At 45.3% G+C, this 23,073-nt stretch carries 18 protein-coding genes and 3 pseudogenes; all 21 read right to left on the bottom strand.

Annotated features, from left to right (window positions below):
• Nucleotides 1–22 precede the first annotated feature (22 nt).
• A complete protein-coding gene (locus tag FYJ39_RS16030) occupies nucleotides 23–769 on the bottom strand; it encodes a metallophosphoesterase family protein (protein WP_154473457.1) in 747 nt (248 codons plus the stop codon).
• Nucleotides 770–901: 132 nt separating this feature from the next.
• Nucleotides 902–1,492 (bottom strand): hypothetical protein, encoded by a 591-nt coding sequence (locus FYJ39_RS16025; protein ID WP_154473456.1) that lies wholly within the window; start codon nucleotides 1,490–1,492, stop codon nucleotides 902–904.
• Nucleotides 1,493–1,494: 2 nt separating this feature from the next.
• Nucleotides 1,495–2,214: a hypothetical protein gene (locus FYJ39_RS16020; RefSeq protein ID WP_154473455.1), complete on the bottom strand. Its 720-nt coding sequence runs from the start codon at nucleotides 2,212–2,214 to the stop codon at nucleotides 1,495–1,497.
• 5 nt (nucleotides 2,215–2,219) lie between these two features.
• The gene (locus FYJ39_RS16015; RefSeq protein WP_154473454.1) at nucleotides 2,220–3,410 is read right to left on the bottom strand and encodes a ParM/StbA family protein; all 1,191 of its coding nucleotides are present in this window, start codon (nucleotides 3,408–3,410) and stop codon (nucleotides 2,220–2,222) included.
• Nucleotides 3,411–3,689: 279 nt separating this feature from the next.
• Nucleotides 3,690–4,331 (bottom strand): hypothetical protein, encoded by a 642-nt coding sequence (locus FYJ39_RS16010; RefSeq protein ID WP_154473453.1) that lies wholly within the window; start codon nucleotides 4,329–4,331, stop codon nucleotides 3,690–3,692.
• A 139-nt stretch (nucleotides 4,332–4,470) separates the two neighbouring features.
• Nucleotides 4,471–6,270 (bottom strand): AAA family ATPase, encoded by a 1,800-nt coding sequence (locus tag FYJ39_RS16005; RefSeq protein WP_154473452.1) that lies wholly within the window; start codon nucleotides 6,268–6,270, stop codon nucleotides 4,471–4,473.
• Between the two features lie 58 nt (nucleotides 6,271–6,328).
• Nucleotides 6,329–6,997: a hypothetical protein gene (locus tag FYJ39_RS16000; RefSeq protein WP_154473451.1), complete on the bottom strand. Its 669-nt coding sequence runs from the start codon at nucleotides 6,995–6,997 to the stop codon at nucleotides 6,329–6,331.
• 73 nt (nucleotides 6,998–7,070) lie between these two features.
• Entirely contained in the window at nucleotides 7,071–8,465 is a 1,395-nt protein-coding gene (locus FYJ39_RS15995) for a hypothetical protein (protein WP_154473450.1), read from the bottom strand.
• A complete protein-coding gene (locus FYJ39_RS20710) occupies nucleotides 8,459–8,689 on the bottom strand; it encodes a hypothetical protein (RefSeq protein WP_154473449.1) in 231 nt (76 codons plus the stop codon). The genes FYJ39_RS15995 and FYJ39_RS20710 overlap by 7 nt, the downstream gene beginning before the upstream one ends.
• A 193-nt stretch (nucleotides 8,690–8,882) precedes the next feature.
• Nucleotides 8,883–9,743, bottom strand: coding sequence for a 3'-5' exonuclease (locus tag FYJ39_RS15985; RefSeq protein ID WP_154473448.1), 861 nt, complete (start codon nucleotides 9,741–9,743; stop codon nucleotides 8,883–8,885).
• Between the two features lie 9 nt (nucleotides 9,744–9,752).
• Nucleotides 9,753–10,694 carry a hypothetical protein gene (locus tag FYJ39_RS15980; RefSeq protein ID WP_154473447.1) on the bottom strand — a complete coding sequence of 314 codons (942 nt, stop codon included), beginning with the start codon at nucleotides 10,692–10,694 and terminating at the stop codon, nucleotides 9,753–9,755.
• Between the two features lie 158 nt (nucleotides 10,695–10,852).
• On the bottom strand, nucleotides 10,853–13,192 hold the full coding sequence (gene dnaE, locus FYJ39_RS15975; RefSeq protein ID WP_195840461.1) for a DNA polymerase III subunit alpha: 2,340 nt from the start codon (nucleotides 13,190–13,192) through the stop codon (nucleotides 10,853–10,855).
• A 41-nt stretch (nucleotides 13,193–13,233) separates the two neighbouring features.
• Nucleotides 13,234–13,476, bottom strand: a pseudogene (locus tag FYJ39_RS21590) (hypothetical protein); the annotation flags it as partial.
• 13 nt (nucleotides 13,477–13,489) lie between these two features.
• Entirely contained in the window at nucleotides 13,490–13,726 is a 237-nt protein-coding gene (locus tag FYJ39_RS21045) for a hypothetical protein (protein ID WP_235919865.1), read from the bottom strand.
• Between the two features lie 224 nt (nucleotides 13,727–13,950).
• Nucleotides 13,951–14,328, bottom strand: a pseudogene (locus FYJ39_RS21585) (hypothetical protein); the annotation flags it as partial.
• Between the two features lie 894 nt (nucleotides 14,329–15,222).
• Nucleotides 15,223–15,690 (bottom strand): annotated as a pseudogene (locus FYJ39_RS21580) (PHP domain-containing protein); the annotation flags it as partial.
• Nucleotides 15,691–15,789: 99 nt separating this feature from the next.
• Entirely contained in the window at nucleotides 15,790–16,326 is a 537-nt protein-coding gene (locus FYJ39_RS15960; protein ID WP_154473444.1) for a hypothetical protein, read from the bottom strand.
• Between the two features lie 14 nt (nucleotides 16,327–16,340).
• Nucleotides 16,341–18,386, bottom strand: a complete 2,046-nt coding sequence (locus FYJ39_RS15955; protein ID WP_154473443.1) for a vWA domain-containing protein — start codon at nucleotides 18,384–18,386, stop codon at nucleotides 16,341–16,343.
• Between the two features lie 18 nt (nucleotides 18,387–18,404).
• Complete coding sequence (locus tag FYJ39_RS15950; RefSeq protein WP_154473442.1) at nucleotides 18,405–20,021, bottom strand: AAA family ATPase; 1,617 nt, start codon at nucleotides 20,019–20,021, stop codon at nucleotides 18,405–18,407.
• 128 nt (nucleotides 20,022–20,149) lie between these two features.
• The gene (locus tag FYJ39_RS15945) at nucleotides 20,150–21,280 is read right to left on the bottom strand and encodes a DUF4317 domain-containing protein (RefSeq protein WP_154473441.1); all 1,131 of its coding nucleotides are present in this window, start codon (nucleotides 21,278–21,280) and stop codon (nucleotides 20,150–20,152) included.
• A 108-nt stretch (nucleotides 21,281–21,388) separates the two neighbouring features.
• The gene (locus FYJ39_RS15940; protein WP_154473440.1) at nucleotides 21,389–22,960 is read right to left on the bottom strand and encodes a 3'-5' exonuclease family protein; all 1,572 of its coding nucleotides are present in this window, start codon (nucleotides 22,958–22,960) and stop codon (nucleotides 21,389–21,391) included.
• Nucleotides 22,961–23,073: the final 113 nt, after the last annotated feature.

The raw sequence follows: 23,073 nt of genomic DNA, 5'->3' as shown, positions 1-23,073 counted from the left end.
ATTTTGGGTTCCTTTTCTCATCTTACCAGATACGGATGATCTGTTCATATAGCAGAAGATGTTTTTCGTCAATGTTTTGATTATCATGGTAATGGCCGCAAAACCATTTCTTAAATTGCAGCATCTGCTCTACCTGCATGAAATAATCTGTCAGCGCATCTGCTTTGTATGTTCCGTGGCTGAGGATTGCCTGTGCAGTGGTAGATACGCAGTGACTCACGACAAAGTCTACCTCTCCACCGCATGTCTTAATATTCCGTAAGCCTTCCTGATATTCTTCCTCTGACGGAAGTTCTTCGGCCCACCAGCTTACATGATTGATGCGGTATGGTAGATCTCCTATATCCAATTCCTTTTTCTTCTCATGGAAATCAGGATCATCCGGATCCAAGACGCCTCCTTGAATATCATGGCTCTGAGCGCCGCCAAAGGTAAAAATACGGCATCCGTCAATCTGAAAGACCTGCCCACGCATGAGGTGTATGATTGATGGTGTGATTTTATGGATCTTACCGCCACACCATTCCTCAACCGGATATTGTTGTAACAGGTCATAGTTTTCATGGTTTCCATCAACCCAGAGTGTTGTAAATGGTTTTGCATCTAACCAATTTCGCCACCAGAGCTGTTCTTTGCTTTCCGACCACAAACCAAAATCACCACAGACGATCACGTAATCGTTTTTGGTCATTTCTTTTTGTTCTGGAAAGATCTGTGTATTAAACCGACGGTAATCTCCGTGACAATCGCCCGTGATATAGATAGACATTCCCGCTCCTCCTTTACTATGATTTGTTATTTAGAATACCATGGATGCGTTTGCTTTGCTACTCCTATTTCTTGCGGATAACAAAAATACCGCTTTAACAAAAAGAACCCCTGTGACGGGGTTCTTCGCATCTTAATCGAAATCAGATGCAATGTAAGGCAGGTCCATGTTTTTTCCAATATTCATGGTTACAGCATTTGGATTCTGTTCTTTTACCAGAGGTTTGATGATGCTGGATGTTCTGGTGAACTCTGGCATCGGCTGTTCATCGGCTGCTGGTGCAGGCTGGCTGTTCTTAGGAGTCACTTCTTCGGTATCTTCCTCTTCATCTTCCAAAAACAACCCTTCTTCATCCTGCTGATACATGTCGGCGTTGGCTTTTGCCATCGCATCTACGGAAAAATCTCCCAAGTCAAAGGACATCGGGTTTTCGCTGTTTACCACCTTGAAACCGTTGAGCACCTTGATAATATCTCGGATCTTGTCATCCTGCAGGGTAATTCCGAGGCTGCCGGGAGTCAGGCCCTTACAAATATACTGGCTGTTCGCTGCATTCTCATCAACTTCCTGGTTTTCATCAACTGCCACACGGTATTCCGTATTTGCCCCATCGTCATATACAGCCGCTACCCAAACAAACGGGATCTGGAGGCGGTTACAGAGAATGCGGATCTCATTTAACTTGTCATCAATCATCTGGAATTCTTTTCTTTTATCAAACATAATTATCCTCCTCGTACTATGTCTTCAAACGCTGCAAATGCGTCGAAATCGTCATCTTCAGTTTCCTGTACTTCTTCTGTGTGATCCAAAGGCATATCAGGAATCGGTTCCTGTGATACCGATGGGTCTGCCAACTCCTGTCCTGAATTTTCTGCGGGTACTGCCGCAGTCGTTTCATCTATGTATGGCTCTTTCTGTACTTGCTCTTTCGTTGGATCCAGATGATCCAAGGCGTGTGAAATACGTTCGCGTTGGCGTGGGTCTTTTTCCTTTGGTTTTTGTTTTGCGATTTCGGTAAGCCATTGGCTACCCCTTGGCCCTGATTCGGATTTTTGCGGTCTGCACACGATTTTTTCCATACCCAAGTCGAGTAATTCATGATACTCTCCGTCATTGCGGAAATATGCGATAGCCGGATCCGGTAAAAAATGTCGCAACAGATTTTTTAAGCAGCAATTTCGATAGCCTGGCAGAAAACCGGAAAGCCATTTTGTGATACCCTCAGCATCCTTTTCCGTAATAACGATGCTGGTGGCTACCACCAGAGGCATATCCGCAAGATCCGGTTTTTTCGGCATTGCAATATCAAAGCTGAATTTTTCGCCATTATAATAAGCAAGAATTGCCTTTTTCATGGCGGCTCCGATTTTTAATGCCCCTGTCTGATGCAGCGCCATCAAATCAAAATCGTGCGTACGATATATTCGAATGGTCAGTTTCAAAATGATCACCTTGCCTTTTTCTCCAAACGCTTCAGGGTATTGATCAGATACATATAATACCCTCTTACGTTACAGAAAATCATGTCGAGGTCTGGGCAGTTCTCATTTCCCATTACAACCGTAAGTCCCTCCACATCCTGGAAATATTCCTTAATATAATTCTCCCATGCCGCACTGGTGCCGCCGGTCAGAATCAGGTAGTCGTAATTAAACAGTCCGGCGTACATATTCATGATTTTCTCGACTGCCGCCTGACAAATGTGTGCGGATGCCTCTTCCAACAAGTCATCGAAGGCTTCCGCTTTTGAAGAGAGTTTCATGCCGTTTCTCTTTTTCACAATGATCGTGCCTGTTTCTAACGCATTCTGCATAGCTGCAGAACGAATGGTGACTCCGGTGCGTTCCTTGATCTTCTGGCTCGTCAGGTTTAAGACTTCCCTCATGCCAAATTCGTTGAATGTTTCCTTGGAATGGCTGGTACGATTGACAATATCAAAAAGATCCAAGGTTCCATGGCCGACATCGCAAAGGATGATTCTGGACTGGAAGTATTTTTTGGCGGCCGGGATCGTCATAGCGTTATCATCCATGGCGATGCTCATCAAGGTTCCTTCCGGCTGGCTCATGACATCCACGTTCTTCGCCAGAATATCCAACTCCAGGTTGATATAGGAACGCTGGCGTCCGGTTTTGATGGCGAATTTGTGATGACCTGCGATTGCATCGATCAAAAATTCCTTATCATCCTCCAAATATGCCGGCGGCAGCCCGGTCTGCACCATGATCTGCTTTGCGTTATAATTGCCTGCTGAATTATTTAAGATGGAAAGTGCAAGTCCAGTGCGAATCAACACCTTAAACATCGGAGAGAAGTATCGCTCTCTTCCGTAAAGCTCCATCTGCGAATCGCTGGTATCGCGGTCATCTACCATGAGCTGGGCACTTCTGCCTACTCTCCAGATTTCCCCGGTTTCTCCGTCGCGATATAAAATCTCATGTAAATCCTGTTCACCGTAGAGTTTTGGATTTTTTCCCAGGTTCTTTGCATAAGACGGGAATGCACAAATCATATTAGGCGAAAAACATTTGACAGCCGAATAGCCAACATCGATTGCAATCGGCCAGTACCCGTCTACACTCACATTTTGTTTTTCATTCATAATGCTTCTGGTACGATAATCGATTGTATTTACCATAAACGTTCCTCCATATTCTAAAAAAGTCATCACGTAAATGATGGGTTTTGATTGTTTGATTTAATTATGGGTGGATTTTTTCGTACAAAATTTCTGCGGATATGAAAAATTACATTATTTTGAAAATCCCACTGGTACAACATCCTCTCCTCAATCATCTTAGCAAACCACCCATCATGCATCAAAAATCGTTCTTTGCGGATATGAAAAATGGTGCTTTTTTATACCCATTAAAAAAATGCCGGCAGCCATAAGGACTGCCGGCAAAACAGATGGAGATTACTTCGCAATATCTAAAACCACCAGCTCTTGGTAATTTCGAATCACTTTTTTCTCTCTTGTATCAACGGTCTGGACCATAGCCAGGACATTTACGGTTTCTCCGATGGACAGATCGCTGATAATATTAGCCGGAGCTCTGAAATACACAGCATTGACCACATTCTTTCTTTCCTTTGACAGGTCGATACGAAGGGTTGCGATCGTGTCAGTACGCTTTGTAATGCCGGCCAGCACACCGGATAAGTACACTTCGTTCTGGGACTCTGGATAAGTACGGCCTTCTACACCAAATGCATTCATCATCTTGCTGTTATCCGGCATGATCTCATGCACATACAGATTCATGATCTCCTTTGCGTCGCCGGAATTCTCATCCAGTCGCATATAGGACTGAACATAGCCTTTTACGATGACATGGTCTCCCTGTTTGAAGGTTTCCAGAATGTCCTGGGTCACTGTACTTTTGTTAAAGGACAGTACCGGATAGTTATTCCTTACTCCATTCTCCACGACACCCTTTTTTCTGGTTGTGGTAATGAGTGGGCATGCCAGGGTAATCGTACCGTTACCGTTGGCGCCGCGGATTCTCACAATTCTTCCGCGGAAAATTGCTTCATTCATGATTTCCATCTTTTCCATTTTTTTACTCCTTTGTGTTTAGTTTTACCTGCGGTATGGCAGGCTGTAGTTTTTGGTTAAAAGAATTATGGAAAAAGAATGAAACAAAGTCGCAATTTTACAAAAAAGAGACGGTGTAACGCCGCCTCTTCTGTTTGCATTATGATGCCAAATAATTGGCTTCCAGGCCCTTAAAGGTCGAAAGCACATCGCTGTTATTTACGCCACAAACAAATACGTGGTCGTATCCTGCCAGAAATGCCTCGCTGCATACCAAATCTCGGAATGCCGGCATCCATTCATCATCCAGTGCCTCAATGTTATCAACAAACATAATCCTTGCACCGGAGAGCTGGTTGATCATATCCGCCAGCACAAATGTAGCAATGATCTTTTCCCCACGGGATAACGACTCAATTAAGTAGCCGTTTGCGTTCTTCGGCGTCTTCACATAAATTTTCACGCCGTCATCCGGAAGGAAGCGGAATGCATATCCAGGGGCAATCTCCTTGGCCCGGTCATTGCAGGTCGATTCAAACGTCTGCAAATAGTATTTGATGATACTTGACTTGACCTCTCCTTTATCGGAAAGTGCGGTGAGGATCTGAGTATAGAGATCTGACTTTGCCTTGTCGTTCTTAATCTCCTCCAGGAGTTTCTGCTTTTTGGCATAATCCTCTGCATTTCGCTTTTCGGCTGCCAGTTCCTGCTTTCTGGCCGGAATGGCATTGACGTTAATTAACTGCGTCGGCGCCTCTGGAACGGTTACCAGGTTCTTTTCAAAGATTTCCAACTCGCCTTTTTGACGTGTGTATGCTTCATACTGACGTCTCTTCTCTTCATTTGCCTGTCTGGCTGCAATGCTGTGTGCGATTCTTTTTTCTGCCACAGAAATTGCCGCAGTCAGCTTTTTAAGCTGTGCTTCATTTGCCTGAAGCAGTCCTTCCATCTCTGCTCGAATACCGCTCTTATCCGTTGTGCAGGTCAATTTCTTTGAGATCACGCATACCGGATCATCCAGACGGGAAAGCGTCTTTTGAAAGAACTCGATATTTGCCTGAACGGTGGCAGCCTGACTGCTCTTTTCGTTGCGCTCGTTTTCTGCTGTCGCACGAATGTGATCCAGTTGCGCCTCCATGCCCTCTTTGGGTTTTTCCGGCTCTTTTTCAAGGGCCATCCTGAGACGGCGAATGGCATCATCCTGTTTCTTTCTCTGTGCCGCTGCAGTCATATACTCCTTCTGGCGCTTGATTGCATCTTCCTGGCTCTTTTCATTGACCAGAAGCTCTGTCATTTCGGTTTCGATTTCCTGCAGGCTACGCCTTGGCTCCGTCGGTCGCAATGCTCTGGAAGCAGATTCCTTCTCACGAATAGACGCATTTAAGTTCTTTCTCTTCTCAAAGAAATGTGCGTAGACTTCCTGCAGTTTTTCGATACCAAAGGTTTCCGGCATCTTCGGAAAGACTTCGCTGCACTCCTTTTTGATTGCGTCATTCAGGTTAGGAAAGTAACTGACTACGGTTTCGAAATCCAGCTCTTCCGGAATGTACTGAAGAAGTGCTTTCAGAAGATCTCCGGAATTTAAGGCCATCAAAAGTTCTGCACTGCTGGCGATTTTTAAGTTCCTTAAAATATCGTCATTGGATGCAACCGGCATTCCGATAATATCGGCCACGGTTTTATCCAACGCCTCTTTTGATACGCGTTTCCCGTTTAATTTACAAACGGAACCCTTCTGGCCCGTTGCTCGCTCAACCACGATTCCATTTTCCATGGTGAGAGCCACAACCGCATTTTTCACTTTGTTCTGCGGCATCATGCCGGTTAAACCATAGCGAATGGCGTCACACAGACTTGTTTTCCCGACGCCGTTTTTATCAAAAAACAGATTCAAGCGTTTCGGGACGAAATCATAGCGTTTTCCGCGGAAATTTTCCACTTTTACTTGTAATAATTTCATGTGTCCTCCTCAAAAAGCAAGGGAGTCAAATTGACTCCCTCTACTTAAAACATATGTATCAGGATCCTTGTCTTGGATTTTTATATGTGCCGATTTTCACCATGTCAAATGCGGTATACATCGTCTGCTCTACAAGATCTGCTCTTGTATATACAAATACGTCGCCGCATTTAAACCATGCGATGCTTTTTGTTCCGTCTTCTCTGACGGCAAGCTGTCGTTTGCACTGTTCCATCAGCTTTTGATCTCTTACACGTACGATGGTGGAAATTGGATTATTGTACCGGTCCTTGCCGGCAGCAATTCCCATCGACAGATATGGCTGCCCATTGGCGTCCACTTTGTCTGCCATCCAGGTTACCATGCCGCCAACAGCGTGCCTTGGGCTCTGATGCATCTCGTCAACACCAAAACCAATGATGCCATTGTAATGGACCGCATAACCGTTGGCTTCTTCCAGATTGTCTCCCGGAAAACGTACCACGGTGGCAATCACGCAGTTTGTGGTGATGCGCTTCTCCCTTGCCCATGTTGCCCAAAGATAAGGGCGTTTCCCATCATTGCGCTGTTCCTGATCCCGGAACACGATCCGTGTATGGATTTTTTCAAACTGTGCTGTTCCGCGATTAAACCAGTCATAAGAGACTATGACATGCAAACTGTCTCCACGATCGTCAATCGACTCTACTTTTCCGATGAGCAGATAAAGCTCATCGTTTTTTCTCATAAAAATACCTTTCATAGTATGTACGCAGTCACGCTGCTACTCCTCTCTATGTCTCGTATTTTGCTGTCACTTATCATGCATTGCCAGCTACCTTCACTTTTGGCTCCGGCATTTTGTCGAAGTCCACATAAGCCGCCTTTGAGATCGTTTCATTAAACTTTCTGAGTGTTTCCTTACAGAGATCTTCCTCTTTTAAGAAATCTCTCAATTTTTCATCCAGAGAAAAGATGTCCATGACCACATCGTACGCGGTGTAATGCATGGTTTCATCGATAATCTGGTAATCGATCATCCGTTCAATGTTCACCAGGCGCTTCTTGGTAATGACATCCACAAGTCGCAGCTTCTTAAACACGTAAGAAAAGGCTGCCATGATGCACTTGCGATTCGTACTGATTGCTCTGGTCTTTGTCAGATCCAGACTGCTTGGGGAAATGTCGATGGACATGAGTTCCATCAGTCGTTCCGGAAGGATCGTGTACTTGTCAAAAATCTTTTCGCGGATTTCCTTTTCTACCTGCTCGATGTCAATACCCTCATCGCTGTGGTTCACGCGAGCGGCCTTCACCTTACGATGCTCTTTTCGGTAGATCTCACCAGAAATTCTGGACCCGTCTTCCATTCTCCAGTACGCTTTCGCCGTAAACGCACACTCGCCCATATCGGATGTTAAGAGTTCGACGCACGGAGTCATGGTCTGCTTTAAGTTGTACATCTCGGAAACCTCCGCAGCAAATTCCGGGAAAGAAAAGGCAATACTGGAGCGTTCATGTGTAATATCCCAGCCTTCGCATACCATTTTACCAAGTCTCTTGCCGCCGCAGGTACTCTGGCCGTCGTGACACTCTTCGCTTAAATCGTTTGCAACCGTACACAGTTCATGCAGCTTAATCTTTGCATAAGAGTCTGACATAACGGCAACCACTTTGCCGATTCCCTTAAAATGTTTGATGATCAGCGTACATGCTTTCGGGTTGTTTAACAGTTCTGCAATCAGCATATCACTTGCCAGACATCTTCGATCAATGGCAGCACTGGTAATACCAAGTCTCTGTGCCAGTGTCGGCAATGCCATGAAGGACAAGTGATAGAGGGTCATTGCATTGTTGATCTTATGCCCCAGCATGGTACGATTTTTATATAAAAGCTCACGGAGCAATTTGGAATCGTCCACGGAGGCAATCTTTTTCTCCGGCAACACGTCGATAACCTCGAAACTTTCTGCAGGAATTTCAGTGTCTCGGCTTCCATGTACCCATGCATTGCCTGCCGGCAAAACGCGTGCTTCCGCGATTGCAGGCAAAACGGGCTGGTACTGGTTGTCAATCAGACTGACCACAATCAAATCCCTCATCGGCATTACCATGTGGTACGTATGCTGATCGATTTCTTTGATGGCGGTTTCAAATTCCCCCATCTTTGTTCCGGCCAAATGAAAATCATCCAGCAAAAATTTCTCTGTTAACATTCTTTTGTCTCCTTTCTAAAGTCATCCATGATGTCAAGAATCAACAACTCGTCCGGATATTCGGACAGCTTTCTTTGTAACATGGACTGGGTTTGCTTTGAAAGGAAACCTGTTTTTGCATCCTGCAAAAGACAGTTTTTTTCTTCTGTGTTGAAATATCCGCAGTGAAACGCTAAGTTTACTTTCTGCAAAAACTTCAACAGTTTACATTTGTCTTTGGTCATATGCTCACTCTATTCCTTTCTATTATGGTTCGTATCAATTATGGAAGTCGAAACGCCAATATAAATTTTGGAATTGTTGCGATTTTTCTTATCCGCAAAAATACGGTTTTTCCAATGTGCCAATGGTGTGTTTACACACAAAAAAAAGAACACCCCGAAGGGTGCTCTCTTTGTTATGTGTGATTTTGAAAGGTTATCCTTTCCATTTTGCAAGTGCATCTCCATCCGCACATCCGGTTTTTTGCAGAACTTGAGCGAATACATCATCCATATCATACTGACTGATGAAATCGTCTTCCTGACTGGTATGCCAGGTACGCTTGATCACATCAAAGAAAAATGTCGTCAGATCTGTTTCTACATAGATCCGTTTGACCTTTGGATTTTTTGGATGTTCCCAGCGTTTTACTGCTGAAACCTTACAGTGAATGCGGTCCGGTAAAGCCTCACGCAGAGCTTCATGACAAAGTGGTACGCAATGATTGGCGACCAATACCGTGGCCATTGTATCTCCTTCTGCATTATGAAACTGCTCGATTTCTTTTGCCGCTCCGATATACTCCGTGATGGTTGCGAGCTTATGGTCTTTCACTTCGCTCACAGTGAAGAGTTTCTTCACGACATTGTATACGTCATATGACGCCGTTGGCTGGAAGATGGCACCATAGCGCTGATACATTGCGGCCATGAATTTATCATCCAATCGTTTGTTGCAGTAGCCCATCACAGGTAAATCGCTGAAAAAATTCATGATTTCCAAAAACACGTCCGCTTCAGAAGGCTTATCTGCAAGGAACTCATCTGTGATACCGGTCAACTGTACGATCAGGGCAGGTAATGCATAACCAGGATTGATGTACCAGTTTTGACGACCAAGTTCACTTAACCCTTCTGGAGAAGCTAAGCAAAGGCGTGCTGATACCTGGATAATACGATGATCTTTTGCGCTGAGTCCCGTTGTTTCAAGATCATACACAATGATCAGCATTTCGTTTTCCAGTGCCGTCAGAAAATCTTGCAATCCATTTTTCTGTACATATGTGCCATTACCCATATGTGCTCCTTACATCAGATGATGTGCTTCCAGATACTGACGAACTTTCTGGATCGGCGCTTTTAATCGCTCATCCATCGGATTGCTCATATTGGCCATTTTGCGTAAGGTATTTAAGCATACCTCATCTTTTACCAGCACCGAGATCCAGTTGTTGGTCTTATGCTTGAAGTTGCCAAGCGTTACCTGGAAATCGTCTGCTGCATGTGCTTCGGTATTGACCGGAGCCGCATTGGTTGTTCCGCCATTATTTGCAACGTTTGCATTGCCGGTATTTCCTGCCTGTGGCTGAGTCTGCTGGGTTGTCTGAGCCTGCTGCGGTGCTGTGGTTCCTCGCTGGTTGCCAGGAGTTCCCTGGGCGCGATTCGGCTGTGCCGCCGGCGCTGCATTACCGCCCTGCGGTCTCTGCTGGGTTGGCTGGGCCTGCTGTCCGTTACCTGTCGGTGTATTGCGTGTCTGAGTGCGGTTAGTCGGAGTTACCGGTGCTGAACCTGCCTGACGCGGCCCTGCGGTCTGTCTCTGCTGGACAGGCTGCTGATTTCCCTGTTCCGCATTTGGTGTTCTGTTTCCCGCCCCTGCCTGCGGCTGGGATGCTCTCTCTCCTGCTGTTCCTGCCTGTGGCTGGGTCTGAGCCGATCTCTGCTGGGTTGCCTGGGCCTGCTGTCTATTTCCCTGAGCTACCTGAGGCTGTCCGGCATTTACCGGAGCCACTCCTTTGATCTCTTCTCCATAAAAGGTACAAAGAGCCATGTATCCCGCCTCTTCCTGAGCCACGGTAATATCGCTGTTTCCTGCCATGCGGCATACGCGTTTTCCGTCTGCATTGCTTACCGTACACATAACGGCACCGTACTCCTTGGTGGCTGTCAGATGCTGATAGTCTATGAAGCAGTTTTCCTCTTTCGCACGCTTTTCCAGCTCCTGATAATGCGGATTGAATGTTTTAATCATTGTTTTCCTCCTCTGATTTTATGAGGAGTCTTTGGACACATAACGATGTTCTCGACTCCTTAATTTTTTGTTTCATTCCAATTATGAATTGTGATGCAGAAAAATAAAAAGAGGATCCGAAGATCCTCCTTTTCATGAATGGGTTGTTGTGCGAACACTTAGTTGCCGAAATCTCGGAATACCGGTTGATGATTACAGATTCCGTAAATCTTTTCGTCCTTCATAATTGCAGGTGACAGCAATAGATCACAGTCTCTGAATTCAGACATCATCGTGTCATAGATCTTGCACGGATAGCCGTTTTGTGCCACATACGGTGTCATCAAATTCTGAAGTTCACCGCCTAACACAGATTTTTTTGCAAAAATCAAAATGACTTTTGTTTTCGGCTTTAAGACTTGTGCGGTTTCCACAGACAGTTTTTTCTGTCCATTGGCTTCTTCCATCACACTTCCAGTGATTTTTAAGACTGCATTGTCCTTAAGTAGTCCTCCAAAGGAGGCAAATGCTTCTGTGAAACAGCACACATCGATGGACTCCGTCATATCGGATATAACAAAGAAGGCCATCTCTGCACCATCGCGGCGTCTGTGTTTTACCACATAATCCGATACAATACCGGTAATGGTGACATTGGCATATCTTCTTTGCTGCAATGCAGTCTGAATCGATATGGCTCCGCATCTGAGCGGTTCCGGGAATACACTCATTGGGTTCTGACTTGCAAATACTCCAAGCAGTTCCTTTTCCTTCACGAGTTTGTCCAGAACATTTTCGCAAATATCTTCGTCTGGTCTAAGGGCCATCAGCTTCTCTTTGGTGTCAGCCAGCTTTGCCTGATAGGAGGCAATCTTTTTGGCATCGGTCTGCTCAGTCAGTTTCTTTTCGTAATCCTTTACCTTCTTTCCGATTTTTACATAGTCAGGGATCACGGCCTTGATGGCATCACGGTTCTCACAGAATCCGTCCAACGCCCCTGCTTCCGTAAATCCTTCCAGAATTTTCTTTGATGCTCCGGTACGAAGGATAAAATCCTGCAGTGAGCGGAAATTTCCATGTTCCTTTCTGTCTTCTACTACGCCGGTCACGGACTTTCCAAGGCCCTTAATACTTCCAAGGCCAAAGACGATTGCGCCATCGTGCAGTGTAAAGCCAAGGTCTGACAAATTCACATCTGGAGCTTTTGACGGGATACCCATGATTTTTAAGTCTTTCATGAGACCTGGTACCTTATCAAATGGGGTGTTGTTTAACACCGCTTTCATGTATTCCTTAGGATAGTGACATTTTAACCAAGCAGTCTGATATGCCACGACTGCATAACAGGCGGCATGCGACTTATTGAAAGCATATTTGGCAAAATCGGTCATTTCATCAAACAGTGTATTGGCTGCCTGGAAAGAAATACCGTTTTTTACACATCCAGGAATATTTCGCTCGACATCTCCGTCTACGAATGCCTCACGCTCCGCACGTAAGACAGCATCTTTTTTCTTGGACATTGCACGTCTTACCAGATCTGCCTGTCCCAAAGAATATCCGGCAAGCTGCTTGAAAATCTCCTGTACCTGCTCCTGATAGGTAATGGAGCCATAGGTTGCCGACAGGATCGGTTCCAGCTCCGGAGTTAAATAGCTGACCTTTTTCTTTCCGTTCTTTACTGCGATCACATCCGGGAGGAACTGTAACGGTCCCGGTCGGTACATCGCAACAAGCAAGATCAGGTCAAAAATCGTGTCCGGCTTAAAGTCTCTCAGCATTCCTTTCATGCCATTAGACTCGTACTGAAACACAGAGTTTGTCATACCAGGAATGAAAATTTCCTGAAATACCTTGAAATCGTCATACGGAATATGATCCATGTCGATGACTTTTCCAGTGTTTTTATAGATCTCTCGCAATGCCTCTGTGATAATCGTGAGGTTGTTAAGGCCGAGGAAATCCATTTTAAGCAACCCAACCTCTTCTGCCTGGGTCATGTCACACTGCGTCATCATGATATTGTTCTTTGCGTTATAGATCAAAGGTACATATTCGTCAACAGATTTTCCATCTGTAATAATGACGCCGGCAGCATGCTGACCAATCTGGCTCATACAGCCCTCAATTAACACTGCATACCGTACAATCTCACAAGCAGTTGGGCTGCTTTTAAATTCCTCCTTTAATTGTTTTTCAATTCCCTTTAAGTCCATGTGGAGTTCGTCATCGGAAAGCTCCACTGCCTTTTTTGATACCGCACTCACGATATGGGAATATTCTGTGGTATCTCCTGCTTTCTGCAGACCGTATACACGGCCGGCGGTCTGAATCGCAGCCTTACCGGTCTGCTTGCCTCTGGTCATAATACCACACACAGATTTTGCACCATATTTGTGCTGCACATATGCAATAACATACGGTCTTACGGCTGTTTCAATATCGCAATCAATATCCAAATGATCATTTAGACTATCTCTCCGCCAGATTAAATCGCTCTGACGCCAATGCACTTCCACCGGTAACCCATTTTCCGGTGTACGCTCCAAGGAGCTAGTCGTTACACTTTACATTTTACGATTTTTGCTTTTTGGGACTTACCATATTTACGCAAACTGCTTTGACTGATACCAAATTTTTCTGATGCAAATCTGCACGCTAAAGAAACGCTTTGAAAAGAATCAATCAATATATCATTATAAAATAATTCACATCTTTGAAAATTTCTCACTGGCGACATTGTTTCATAGCTTTCTTCTAAATTTTCTCGTCTCGTACACCAGTTTAAATTTTCCACATGATTATTAGCCGGATTTTTATCTTTGTGATTGACTTCCGGTAAATTTTTTTGGGTTTGGAATAAAGGCTTCCGCTACCAATCTGTGAATGAGTTTTGCGTATGTTCTATGATTTTTACTTAATTTAATGATTTTATATCTATGTTTACTATCAAAAAACGGATGCATCTGATACAATGCTCCATTTCTTGTGCCATATACTTCTCCGGTATTAGATATAAAGTAGCCATTAAATCCAGTAATTTCTTTCAGCATTATAATCGCCTCATCTTTCGTTGAGTTCAAATGTCTTAGCACGGTATTCCGAGCTATCCAGTTTACACTGGACCTTTGGTTTCTTAGTCAGCTGCTTCGTCCATGGGTTTGCCATATATCTCGTTGTAACGCTTCATATGGCGGTCTTATTCAACTGATACCGTTAGCACAGCTTATGCTGCACACCCCTGGGTAATAGGGTTCACATTGGATGCCCGATATTGTTCAGGCATGGATACACGTTCCGGGTTCAAAAACCGCTCGAACAGTAATCCGTATTTCAATGGATCGATATTGGTAATGCCAATCAGGTAACATACCAGGCTGCCAGCTGCTGAACCACGTCCAGGGCCAACGGTCTCGCCAGGTAAATTTGCCGTATATTTCTCAATTGCCGGCACGTCAAACGACAATGCCAGTTTCTGCTGCTCTGGGTTGTCCAGATCCAGCTTTCCAGCTGCTCTTGCGTAACGAAGGAAATCTTCTACGATACAGTGGTAATCTGCGTACCCCATGTCGCACATAATCTTTAACTCGTACTCCAAGCGGTCGTAGTCTGCCTGTCCGTTCGGGAATCCGTCCGGATATCGTTTCGCAATGCCCTCGTATGCCATTTTTCTCAAGTATTCCTCAGCGGTAGAACCATCCGGGGTGATGAACTTCGGATAATGCTTCTCATCCGGGATCTCAATATGGCATTGGGATGCAATTTTTTCAATGTTGTCGTATGCAGCAAGAACCTGATCTTTCGGAATGATCTTGGATACCCAGTCAATGAGTTCCTTATCAGGCTTTACATACAACTCCTTATCAGATGCAGTCGGCTCTTCCCAGGCGTTTAAGAAACGCGTGGTACGGATGATCGCACGGGCCAGGATGTCGTCTCCGGTTTTTCTCGGAATATGGGCGTCATTTGCCAGTACGGCCGGAATTCCAAGTTCCTCGGATAATTTCGCAAGCCTTGGCATGATCTCCTTTTCCTGCGGGAATCCGTGGTACTGCAGCTCGATGTAAAAATCATCTTTGCCGAATGTTTTCTGATACCAAAGAGCCTCTTTTGTTAAGGTCTCATCGATCTTATCGCTCTGGATATGGTTTCCCATCACTGCATCGATTTTTGCCTGAAGTGTCTGCCACTTTTTGATGTCTTTTTCCATTCCGGCAAGAATTGGTTTCAGACGGGCAGCTTCCTCCGTTAACTTTGCTTTTTCCCCCATTAAAGCTGCCAGATCAATGGCCGCCTGTGATTTTGTTGCAAAGGCTTCATTGAAGACTTTCCGGGCTTCCTTCTGTTTTTCAGACCCTTCTGGGGCATTGAGTGCCTTACGCTCCAAGGTAAGGAGTGATTTTGATGCTGCCTTTTTAAGTTCTGATGAGGAAGCAGAGATTTCCGACAAACGTGCCTTAATCTTATCCATTCTTCCTTTGTTTTTCAGATAACCAGGAGAAGTAGGAGACTCCAGATTCTTCTGCGCTGTCACATGTTTTTCCACGGTGGTGTAAATTTTGTCGTTGATGGACATTAACGCACCAAGTACACCGGAGATACATGCGGAGGTTGCAATGACATAGCCGTGTCCCAAGGAACCCTCGCCAAAGTTTCTGGTAAGAATCTCCTTATTCATACGCGGGAATCCGTCTTCCGTACGTTCATTGCTCTCGCTGACCGCTTTGATCAGGGCCTTGAAGCCATGCTGATAGTCTTTGGCCATTAAGATCAGGTGTCTGCGGCCCTCGTTATGTTCCTCCACGTAGGCTTCCACACCAATGATCGGATTGATTCCTGCGTTCTGGCAGGCTTTTGTGAATTCAATGTAGTTGATCATGCTGCCATGATCCGTTAAGGCCACAGCGGAAGCTCCAAGCTCCTTTGCACGATCTACCAATGTCTGTACTTTCATAGCGGAATCACGGATTGAACCGTCACTATGACAATGCAGAATTGCACTTTTTACTTCATTCATGATCTTCCTCCATTTCTTAATCTAATATTTCAAGGTAATTATGGAGCTGGATGTACGAAAAAAGACCGCCCACATGGACGGTCTTTACTGAAAACTTGGTTAGCCTACAAGCTGCCTTGCAATCGCACGAAGCTCCTGCTCGCCTCTCACATTTAAGACGAAGGAAAGATCGGTCGTTCTTGCCGCTCGCATTAAGATGCCGGGCAGAGCCGGGTGTGCTTGATTTGCCTTTAAGAAGGATCTTAAGGCAAACACATTCATCTGCTCCACATTTGGTGCTTCTTGTGGCGCTACACCAACCGGATTCGAAGGTACTTCTTCCTGTTTTGGCGTTTCTGCCGGATGTGCGTCATGCTTTCTTTCCTCACTGTCTTTCGTGATCTGCACGGTACGCATATCGGATGAAGCTCGCTGCTCCTGCCGCTCAATGAACTTTGCCTTGACTTTTGGGCGAACCTCAGTCATTGCATCTGTGTCAATGTGAGGCGGCTGCATCGGTCTGGGAGCGGATAAATGGGTGGCTGTCGGGATGGCACCGTTTACCATCGCCATCACGCCTTGCTCCAGGGCTTCGCTTGCATTTTCCAACACGATCACAATCTGATTGCCATCGCGGAATACTCTCATATTCTCCATTGCTATCCTCCTACTTAATCCCACCCTTCTACTACTGCCGTCATTCGCTCGGCGAGTTTAGAAAAGAGGTCGCTTGGTTGTTGTACGTTTAAAAAATACTCCCTTTGGTACATCTGGCAAAAGGTCTTTGTATTGACCTCTCCAACACCAATTCCCAGAACATCGATCTGATCTGCTCTGGCGGCATTGATTGCCAGGGTGTTCTGCTTTATTCCTTCCTCGTGAGAAAAGTAAAAGCTCGGAAGTCCATCTGACAGAACAACCAGTAACTTATGACGTTCCTGTCGCTCTTTCAAAAGGTTTGTGACATATCGAATGCTGTAGGAATCAAAATTCGATCCGTCAGCCGATAAAAGCAAAAGACGTTCTCTTTCACTTCTGGTGTTGTCCCACCGAATATAGTGGCGCTGTACCGGGTTTCTAAACGGTACATGAAAGCCGATAAAGTAAAATGGAATATCAAACTCTGAAAAAATCTCAGCAAGGGCAATCATCGTATACTTTGCCTGTGTGATTTTACCGCCTGACTGCATGGAGCCGGAACAGTCACCGACAATCGCGACACACATATCCTCTTTGTGTCCCGGTTTCCTTTTTCGCTCAAACAGTCTGGTCGTTACCTTGCCGGAGGCGAAACGTTTTAAGCTCGCCCGGCCGGATTCCGAATACACCTTTCGTACGCGGTCCGCGATAAAAATCTCACGCAGCTGCTGTACAACGGACGAAATCCCCTCCTGCATCTGATCTACGATTGCATCGTAGTGATGACTCTTTTCTGCTGGCACTTCATCCACATACTGATTTTCCACTTCTACTTTTTGGAAATCTACATTGCTCTCGATGTCGTCAAAGCATTCAAATGGACGATAATAGGACTCATTCTCTTTGCTTTTCAACTCCGCATCATACATATGTTCCAAAATATGACTTAAAATAGCATCCACATCTTGCTGGGTCAACTCCGGTTTTGGAAGCATTTCCTGGTTTGCACCATGTTTTTCTTCTTTGTCACCGGTTTTGTTTTGTGGTTTTTCACCGTTCGTATTCTCCGAATCGTCCTTATTGATAGAAGAACTGTCAGATTCGGTTTGATCCTTGCCTATTTCGTTGTTCTTATGTTCCGTCTGCGAACTGGGACCTTGGCCTTTGCTGAGTTCATTTGTACCAGAACCTTCGCTCTGGCCGGGCTTTCCATCGGCTTTCGCTTCCTGTTTTTCCATCGCAGCCTTACGACGGTCATTCTTTTTGGAATGCTCGTTCATCGTACCATTGCTGCCTTGGCCTTGTGCATTGTGGGACTGAGGGCTTTTCCCATGGGCATCCATATTTTTCCGATGTTCTGCCAGCATGCTTCGCTTTTCCGATTCCGTGCGGCCAGCCCAAAGTCTCGCACACTCCGCAAAAATCGGAGCCGCCATATCCACACGCTTTTTGCAGTCCGGCTCATTGATCGCCCGATAAAACAGTGGCGTAATGAGTCGAAATACAATTTCTGCTGATTGAAAATGAAATGTTCCATGGACGATACCAAGGTCGCCAAACTGGATTAGGGCATTGATTACCTCATCAAATGGGTACTGGCAGCCATAATCGAAGTCTTCTGACAGCTCATAGAGCTTTGTAATGGTAAAGTCCAGCGCCCGCAGAGCTGGGCCGCCAATGATTTCTGCCGCCATGTTTTCGATGGCAGGATCTTCAATCAGATTGACGATCGTATGGTACGCCTCTAAATCCAGAGTCGTCTTTAAGATTCCGCGGCGAACCAGACGTTTCTCCAACTCTGAAATATAGTCAAAATTGGTAAACACCTGATGCAGTGCCTCATGGACTGTGATGCCAAAACGAAGTAACGTTGCCTCAGTTGCGGCCTGCAATTCAGTCGATGCTTTTCGTAGCTTTTCATAGAGCATATGCTCTTTGGCCACATGGATCACATTTCCTTTGGCAGTATATCCCAGCTCTCCGCCCATTGCGTCAGCAACAACGACTGCTTTTCCGGTAATACCAGAAGCGACACTGCCAAAATACTGCTTTTCCACCATCCATTCTTTATCTGTCATGGTTATCACTCATCTTTCTTAGCCTCTGTAGTCCGGCATCGTATCAAACAAACCGGCCTTCAATGCGTCTGCTACTTTTTTGTTTTTGACAGCGATTGCACCGTACATGCTGTCTGTGATCGCTTCTCTCGGGTTGACTCCTTCCTCGATTGCATTCAGTGCGTCAATACACTGACGAATGGAGATCTCACGAAGGAGTTTCTTTTTCTGTTCAGATTCTTTCAGATCCTTTCTTAATTTTTTATACTGCTGGTACACGTAATTGACTGGCTTTCTCTTATAACCACGCTTTATGAGTGCGCTTTTCATCTCCTCGTCACTCATCTCTTCGATCAGGTATTTGGAAGTAAAACGCTGCGAAGACGCGGAGTTAAGAGCCATGGTACCTTCGGTCTCCAGGTTCATGGTGCCGATAATGACGGTCATCGGATGGCGTGTGATACGCTCATAACCGTTTTTCTTGATGATGTACGGATACTCCATCGCCTGGTTTAATACAGACGTAAAGACGTTCGGTCGGGCCAGGTTGATTTCCTCTAAAAGAATGATGCCGCCCTTAGAGAATCCTTCCAAAAACGCCGTTTCCACAAAGGAAAGCTGTCCTTCAACGATCTTGTTTTTACCCTCTACCTCATCGTCCTCGGAGTCCTCGTTCATGGTTACCTCGTAGATCGGCATACCGGTCACTGCTGCAATCGCATTTGCCAGTGCCGTCTTTCCGGTTCCAGGGTCTCCGTAGAAAAGCATGTTGACGTAGTCCTTTCTAACATCAAGCGGATCCGTCTTGCCTTCTTCCAAATTTTTGACCATATGGTCGCCGATTCGCAGGTCGATTTTCTTCATGACCTTGTAAAACGAATCACCTGGTACATAATCGTCCATAAAGGTAATCGGACGAATGTGTCCTTCCTGTTCTGGCTCCCATGCGTGATTGATCTTGTGTTGGCCGGATAGAAAGGTCTCGATGGAGTTTGTCTCCATATTTTCTTCCTGTGCCGGATAACGTACGGTCAGACCGTCAAATAATTCGCACGGTATTCCATTGTACTTGGCAGATACATCTTTCAAAAATCCGGTTTTGTATGCTGTTTTTAATTCTTCTTCTGGGATATTCTTTCCTTCCTTAAACTCTGGGAACTGGTCTACAAACTCCCACTTGAAGGTATCGCAGAACAGAAGAGCTGCATTTAAGGCATTTTCAAGATCGTCCGATAACTGAAACGCTTCTTCAAATGTCTTCCGCACAGGTTCACTGTACTCAATTGCCATGCATGCGATTGCCATGCATTTGATCAGATCACTGGCTTGTGATGCCCACATCTTGCCTTTGTCTTCCGTAGAACAGACAACTCTGGCGGTGGCATGATCTGCATAGCGACATTCGACATACACCATCTTTGGTGTTGCCGCACATGAAATCTGACCACGTTTCACATAGTCGATCAGTTCAGCAGCAAAACTCAAATGACTTCTCCGGTCATCAAGTTGCAAAGATCCGCCCATCATAACTTGATGGCGTGTGCAAAGAAAACGTCCTACCGGGCCAGGTCTGCCAATTACAATGTCGCTTCCATACAACTCACTCAGGTATGCGATTGGATATGTCGGCTTATAAAGGTCGTTTAATACATTCATCTTTTTTCTCCTCTTTCAGTTTACTCGTCCCATACGGGTGTCTTCTGTTTTTCACAGTAATTATGGTATGAGAACCATCTGACAAAGGAAAAGCCGGCGAGTTTCCCCGCCGGCCAATCAGCCATTTCTTATTTTACCAGCATTCCGTTGACCAAACAGTTGCCGCTCAGCTCAATGACCAGGCAACGTTTGCCGTCAATGATTTTCGTTTCAATCCCTGCGCAGGAATCCTGTTTGGTGGTCACCACAACATCATCGGCCTTAACCGTTAGCTTTGCAGTGTTTAAGAGGTTGTCCGCCATCAGTGTACTTTTCTTGGTGTCCTTGGTTTCCATGATATCCTCAAATACCTCGTCGAAGTGCTCCAGCTGTTCATCAGCGGCTCCGCTCTCCTCTAAAAGCTCTCTGATTGCTTTCTTATCCAGGACATATTTTTCCGTGGACATCTCATGTTCCGTGATATGTTCCATCAGGTTGTCGTTGATGGCCTTTGCAGTCTGAAAGTCAAGGTCCTCGCCAAATGTCTCTTCGATCACAGCGGCAAACTTCTCACGCTGTTCATCCTCCGGCATCGGGATCACGGCTCCAAACATTTCGGCAAAGAAGGAGTCCTGCATGTCGCGGCTCTTCTTGGTGTAATAGAGGCTTCCATGAATGTCGCTGCTGCGGTCATGGAAGGCCGGGAACAAAAAGCCGTGGGTCGGCATTTCCACAATCCAGTCGCGGTCTCTGTTTTCAATTTTCTGATCCTTTTCATTGTAAGCTAAGCCCGGCTTATCCAGAGACATTGGGCAGATGCTACACAAAATGTAATTGTACACTTCATCGGAAGCATCAAACATCGTCTGACCGTCCTCTGCCTTTCCGGGAATGTCGTAGGTACCATGGATGAGCAAAATGAGGAAATTGCCGACGCAGCAGTATTTGTCAATGACACGCTGGTAGAATGCCTCCAGCAACTCATCATCTTTTAATCCGCTGTCACGCAGTTTCAGTAAAAATGCCTGGGCGCCGCCATCTTTTTCGGCTTCCCGCGGAAACTCCACATCATGCAGGCATTTCCCGACACTGCCGGACATCGTTTTCTTAAAGATCTCATAATACTTAAATGCCGCTTCCTCCGGCAGGGATAAGAAGGCATCCTTAAAGGTCGTGATGATGTCCTTTTCTCCGTTGACATAGCATCCGCAGATGCGGGTGATGTTGCAGTTAGTGGGTGAAAACTGTTTTTTGATTTCTGATACTTCGCGTTTGTTCATTGCGTTCTCCTTTGTGAATTGAATTGTTTGTATGATACGGTCTATTTTATCGAACTATTTTCTGATGCTCAAAAATCACATCTTGCGGATATGGAAAATGAAGGTATTTCACGGAAGTTTTGCGTGCTGATACTCCGTGATTGGTTTTCCAAGCAGCTGCATGATCCGAAGTTCATCAAAGCAGTCCAAAAGTGCATTGTGTTTCTCGCGATAGGAAGGGTTATGAGACAGCAGCTGAAGCATTGGTTCTACGCCATATCCACTTTTCAGGCGACCAGTTTTGTGATATGCGAGATTATGTGGCAGTTTTTTGTTGTACTGTTTGTAGGCCGCCACTTTCATGATGTCATACCAAGAAAACGCGGCTAATTCCGGAAGATACCGGTGGTCAAACGAGGCATTGTAAGCAAAGAGCATTTTCACCTGCAAAAGTTTCAGTGTGGTTTTGAGTTCTGCCACCATTTCCTGTCTGGAACAAATCGTAGTCACGTCTTTTGGTGTCAGATAAAGAGCTTCCTCATACAGGGATGGCTCCTGATACTCAGGCGTTAATAGGTAATATTTGCTCAGAAGCACCGTAGACAGATCTTCACTCACCACCAATACACCAACAGACATGACTTTATCGCTCCATGTGGTTTCCACATCAATGAGAGCAATGTTTCTGGCGGAAATAATCTGTTGTGCGTTGGGAATCTGCGGAGAATAGACGGAGGTTACGCTTTGCGTACCTACCATATGCTCAACAGGGTGTGTTTCCGATTTTCTCTTGCGTTTAGACTTTTCTAAAGTCTGTTCTTCCTGTGGGATGTCTGTTATCTTTTTTGTCACGGTCTTTTCCTCTGCGGATAACGCGGCATCTTTTGGGGCGAAGTATCGAGAGTGTACCTGCTTTGTGAACGCTTTTATCACCAGATCCATAAAGCGCTTCCTGTCTGGAATCTGAATTTCATATATGTGATTGTTGCGTGTATTCCAAAGGACACCTTTGGGCAATCCAAGGGCAACCATGTAGCAGGCACACTGAAGAAAATGTTCATGCGTCAGCTCTGACACAAATTTGAGTTCAAAGACCGTATTGTCTTTGACGACATCTGCATAGCCGGTTGCCGTAAACAATGTGTTTCCGTTTTTGTGTGTCGCGAATGGCAGGGTACAAAAGACCTGCACCATTTCATCCGGTGTAAACATGGTATCCAAACGATCAATAAGCTGCTGACGTTCTTCCGCCTGTACATATGGGACATTTACCTGATTTACATATCGGTTTTGATCCGTCTCTAATGCGACTAGATATAAAATCTTTTCTTCCAAGTTCCAGTTTTCAACTGCTCGGTTGTAACGGAATTTCTTATCCTGATTGAGTTCAAAGAATTGCGCGATGTCTTTGTCGATATTGTATTCATGAAAGTACATGGCTTCCTGATAGATACCTACACACGGAGATAGGTCAATCAGAGCATCATGGGTTTTAATCTCAATAATGGATGTATCTGCCCTCATCATACGTTTGATTGCCAGAGCATGGTAACACTCTTCGATGTTTTCCTTATATTTAAAGTCAAACATAGTTGAAATACCAACTTCCTGATCAAATTTGGGAGCCGGTTCTTCAATCTCTAAGAGCGTTTCTTCGGAAAGTGGGCGGTAGCCGTCCTGTACGAAATTGACACTCCGCACGACTAAAGTCGTGGGATTCTTGCTTCAGCGACCACTACATTGCTACGAAAGCTTTAGTTTTACACGGTCTCCACAAGCGTAAATTCCCGTATGTCCTACGGTACTGATATGTT

Source organism: Clostridium porci (assembly GCF_009696375.1).
GTDB classification, from domain to species: Bacteria; Bacillota; Clostridia; order Lachnospirales; family Lachnospiraceae; genus Enterocloster; species Enterocloster porci.
Note: the sequence above shows the minus strand (reverse complement) of the source record. Positions and strands in the feature narration are given on the sequence as shown.

Excerpts from the sequence above, each read along its gene's own strand:
- FYJ39_RS15980 (WP_154473447.1), bottom strand. The coding sequence starts at position 10,694 with ATGATTAAAACATTCAATCCGCATTATCAGGAGCTGGAAAAGCGTGCG.
- FYJ39_RS16025 (WP_154473456.1), bottom strand. The coding sequence starts at position 1,492 with ATGTTTGATAAAAGAAAAGAATTCCAGATGATTGATGACAAGTTAAAT.
- FYJ39_RS16010 (WP_154473453.1), bottom strand. The coding sequence starts at position 4,331 with ATGGAAAAGATGGAAATCATGAATGAAGCAATTTTCCGCGGAAGAATT.
- FYJ39_RS16005 (WP_154473452.1), bottom strand. The coding sequence starts at position 6,270 with ATGAAATTATTACAAGTAAAAGTGGAAAATTTCCGCGGAAAACGCTAT.
- FYJ39_RS15985 (WP_154473448.1), bottom strand. The coding sequence starts at position 9,743 with ATGGGTAATGGCACATATGTACAGAAAAATGGATTGCAAGATTTTCTG.
- FYJ39_RS15945 (WP_154473441.1), bottom strand. The coding sequence starts at position 21,280 with ATGAACAAACGCGAAGTATCAGAAATCAAAAAACAGTTTTCACCCACT.
- FYJ39_RS16000 (WP_154473451.1), bottom strand. The coding sequence starts at position 6,997 with ATGAGAAAAAACGATGAGCTTTATCTGCTCATCGGAAAAGTAGAGTCG.
- FYJ39_RS15950 (WP_154473442.1), bottom strand. The coding sequence starts at position 20,021 with ATGAATGTATTAAACGACCTTTATAAGCCGACATATCCAATCGCATAC.
- FYJ39_RS20710 (WP_154473449.1), bottom strand. The coding sequence starts at position 8,689 with ATGACCAAAGACAAATGTAAACTGTTGAAGTTTTTGCAGAAAGTAAAC.
- FYJ39_RS15995 (WP_154473450.1), bottom strand. The coding sequence starts at position 8,465 with ATGTTAACAGAGAAATTTTTGCTGGATGATTTTCATTTGGCCGGAACA.
- FYJ39_RS16030 (WP_154473457.1), bottom strand. The coding sequence starts at position 769 with ATGTCTATCTATATCACGGGCGATTGTCACGGAGATTACCGTCGGTTT.
- FYJ39_RS21045 (WP_235919865.1), bottom strand. The coding sequence starts at position 13,726 with ATGCTGAAAGAAATTACTGGATTTAATGGCTACTTTATATCTAATACC.
- FYJ39_RS16015 (WP_154473454.1), bottom strand. The coding sequence starts at position 3,410 with ATGGTAAATACAATCGATTATCGTACCAGAAGCATTATGAATGAAAAA.
- FYJ39_RS15960 (WP_154473444.1), bottom strand. The coding sequence starts at position 16,326 with ATGGAGAATATGAGAGTATTCCGCGATGGCAATCAGATTGTGATCGTG.
- FYJ39_RS15955 (WP_154473443.1), bottom strand. The coding sequence starts at position 18,386 with ATGACAGATAAAGAATGGATGGTGGAAAAGCAGTATTTTGGCAGTGTC.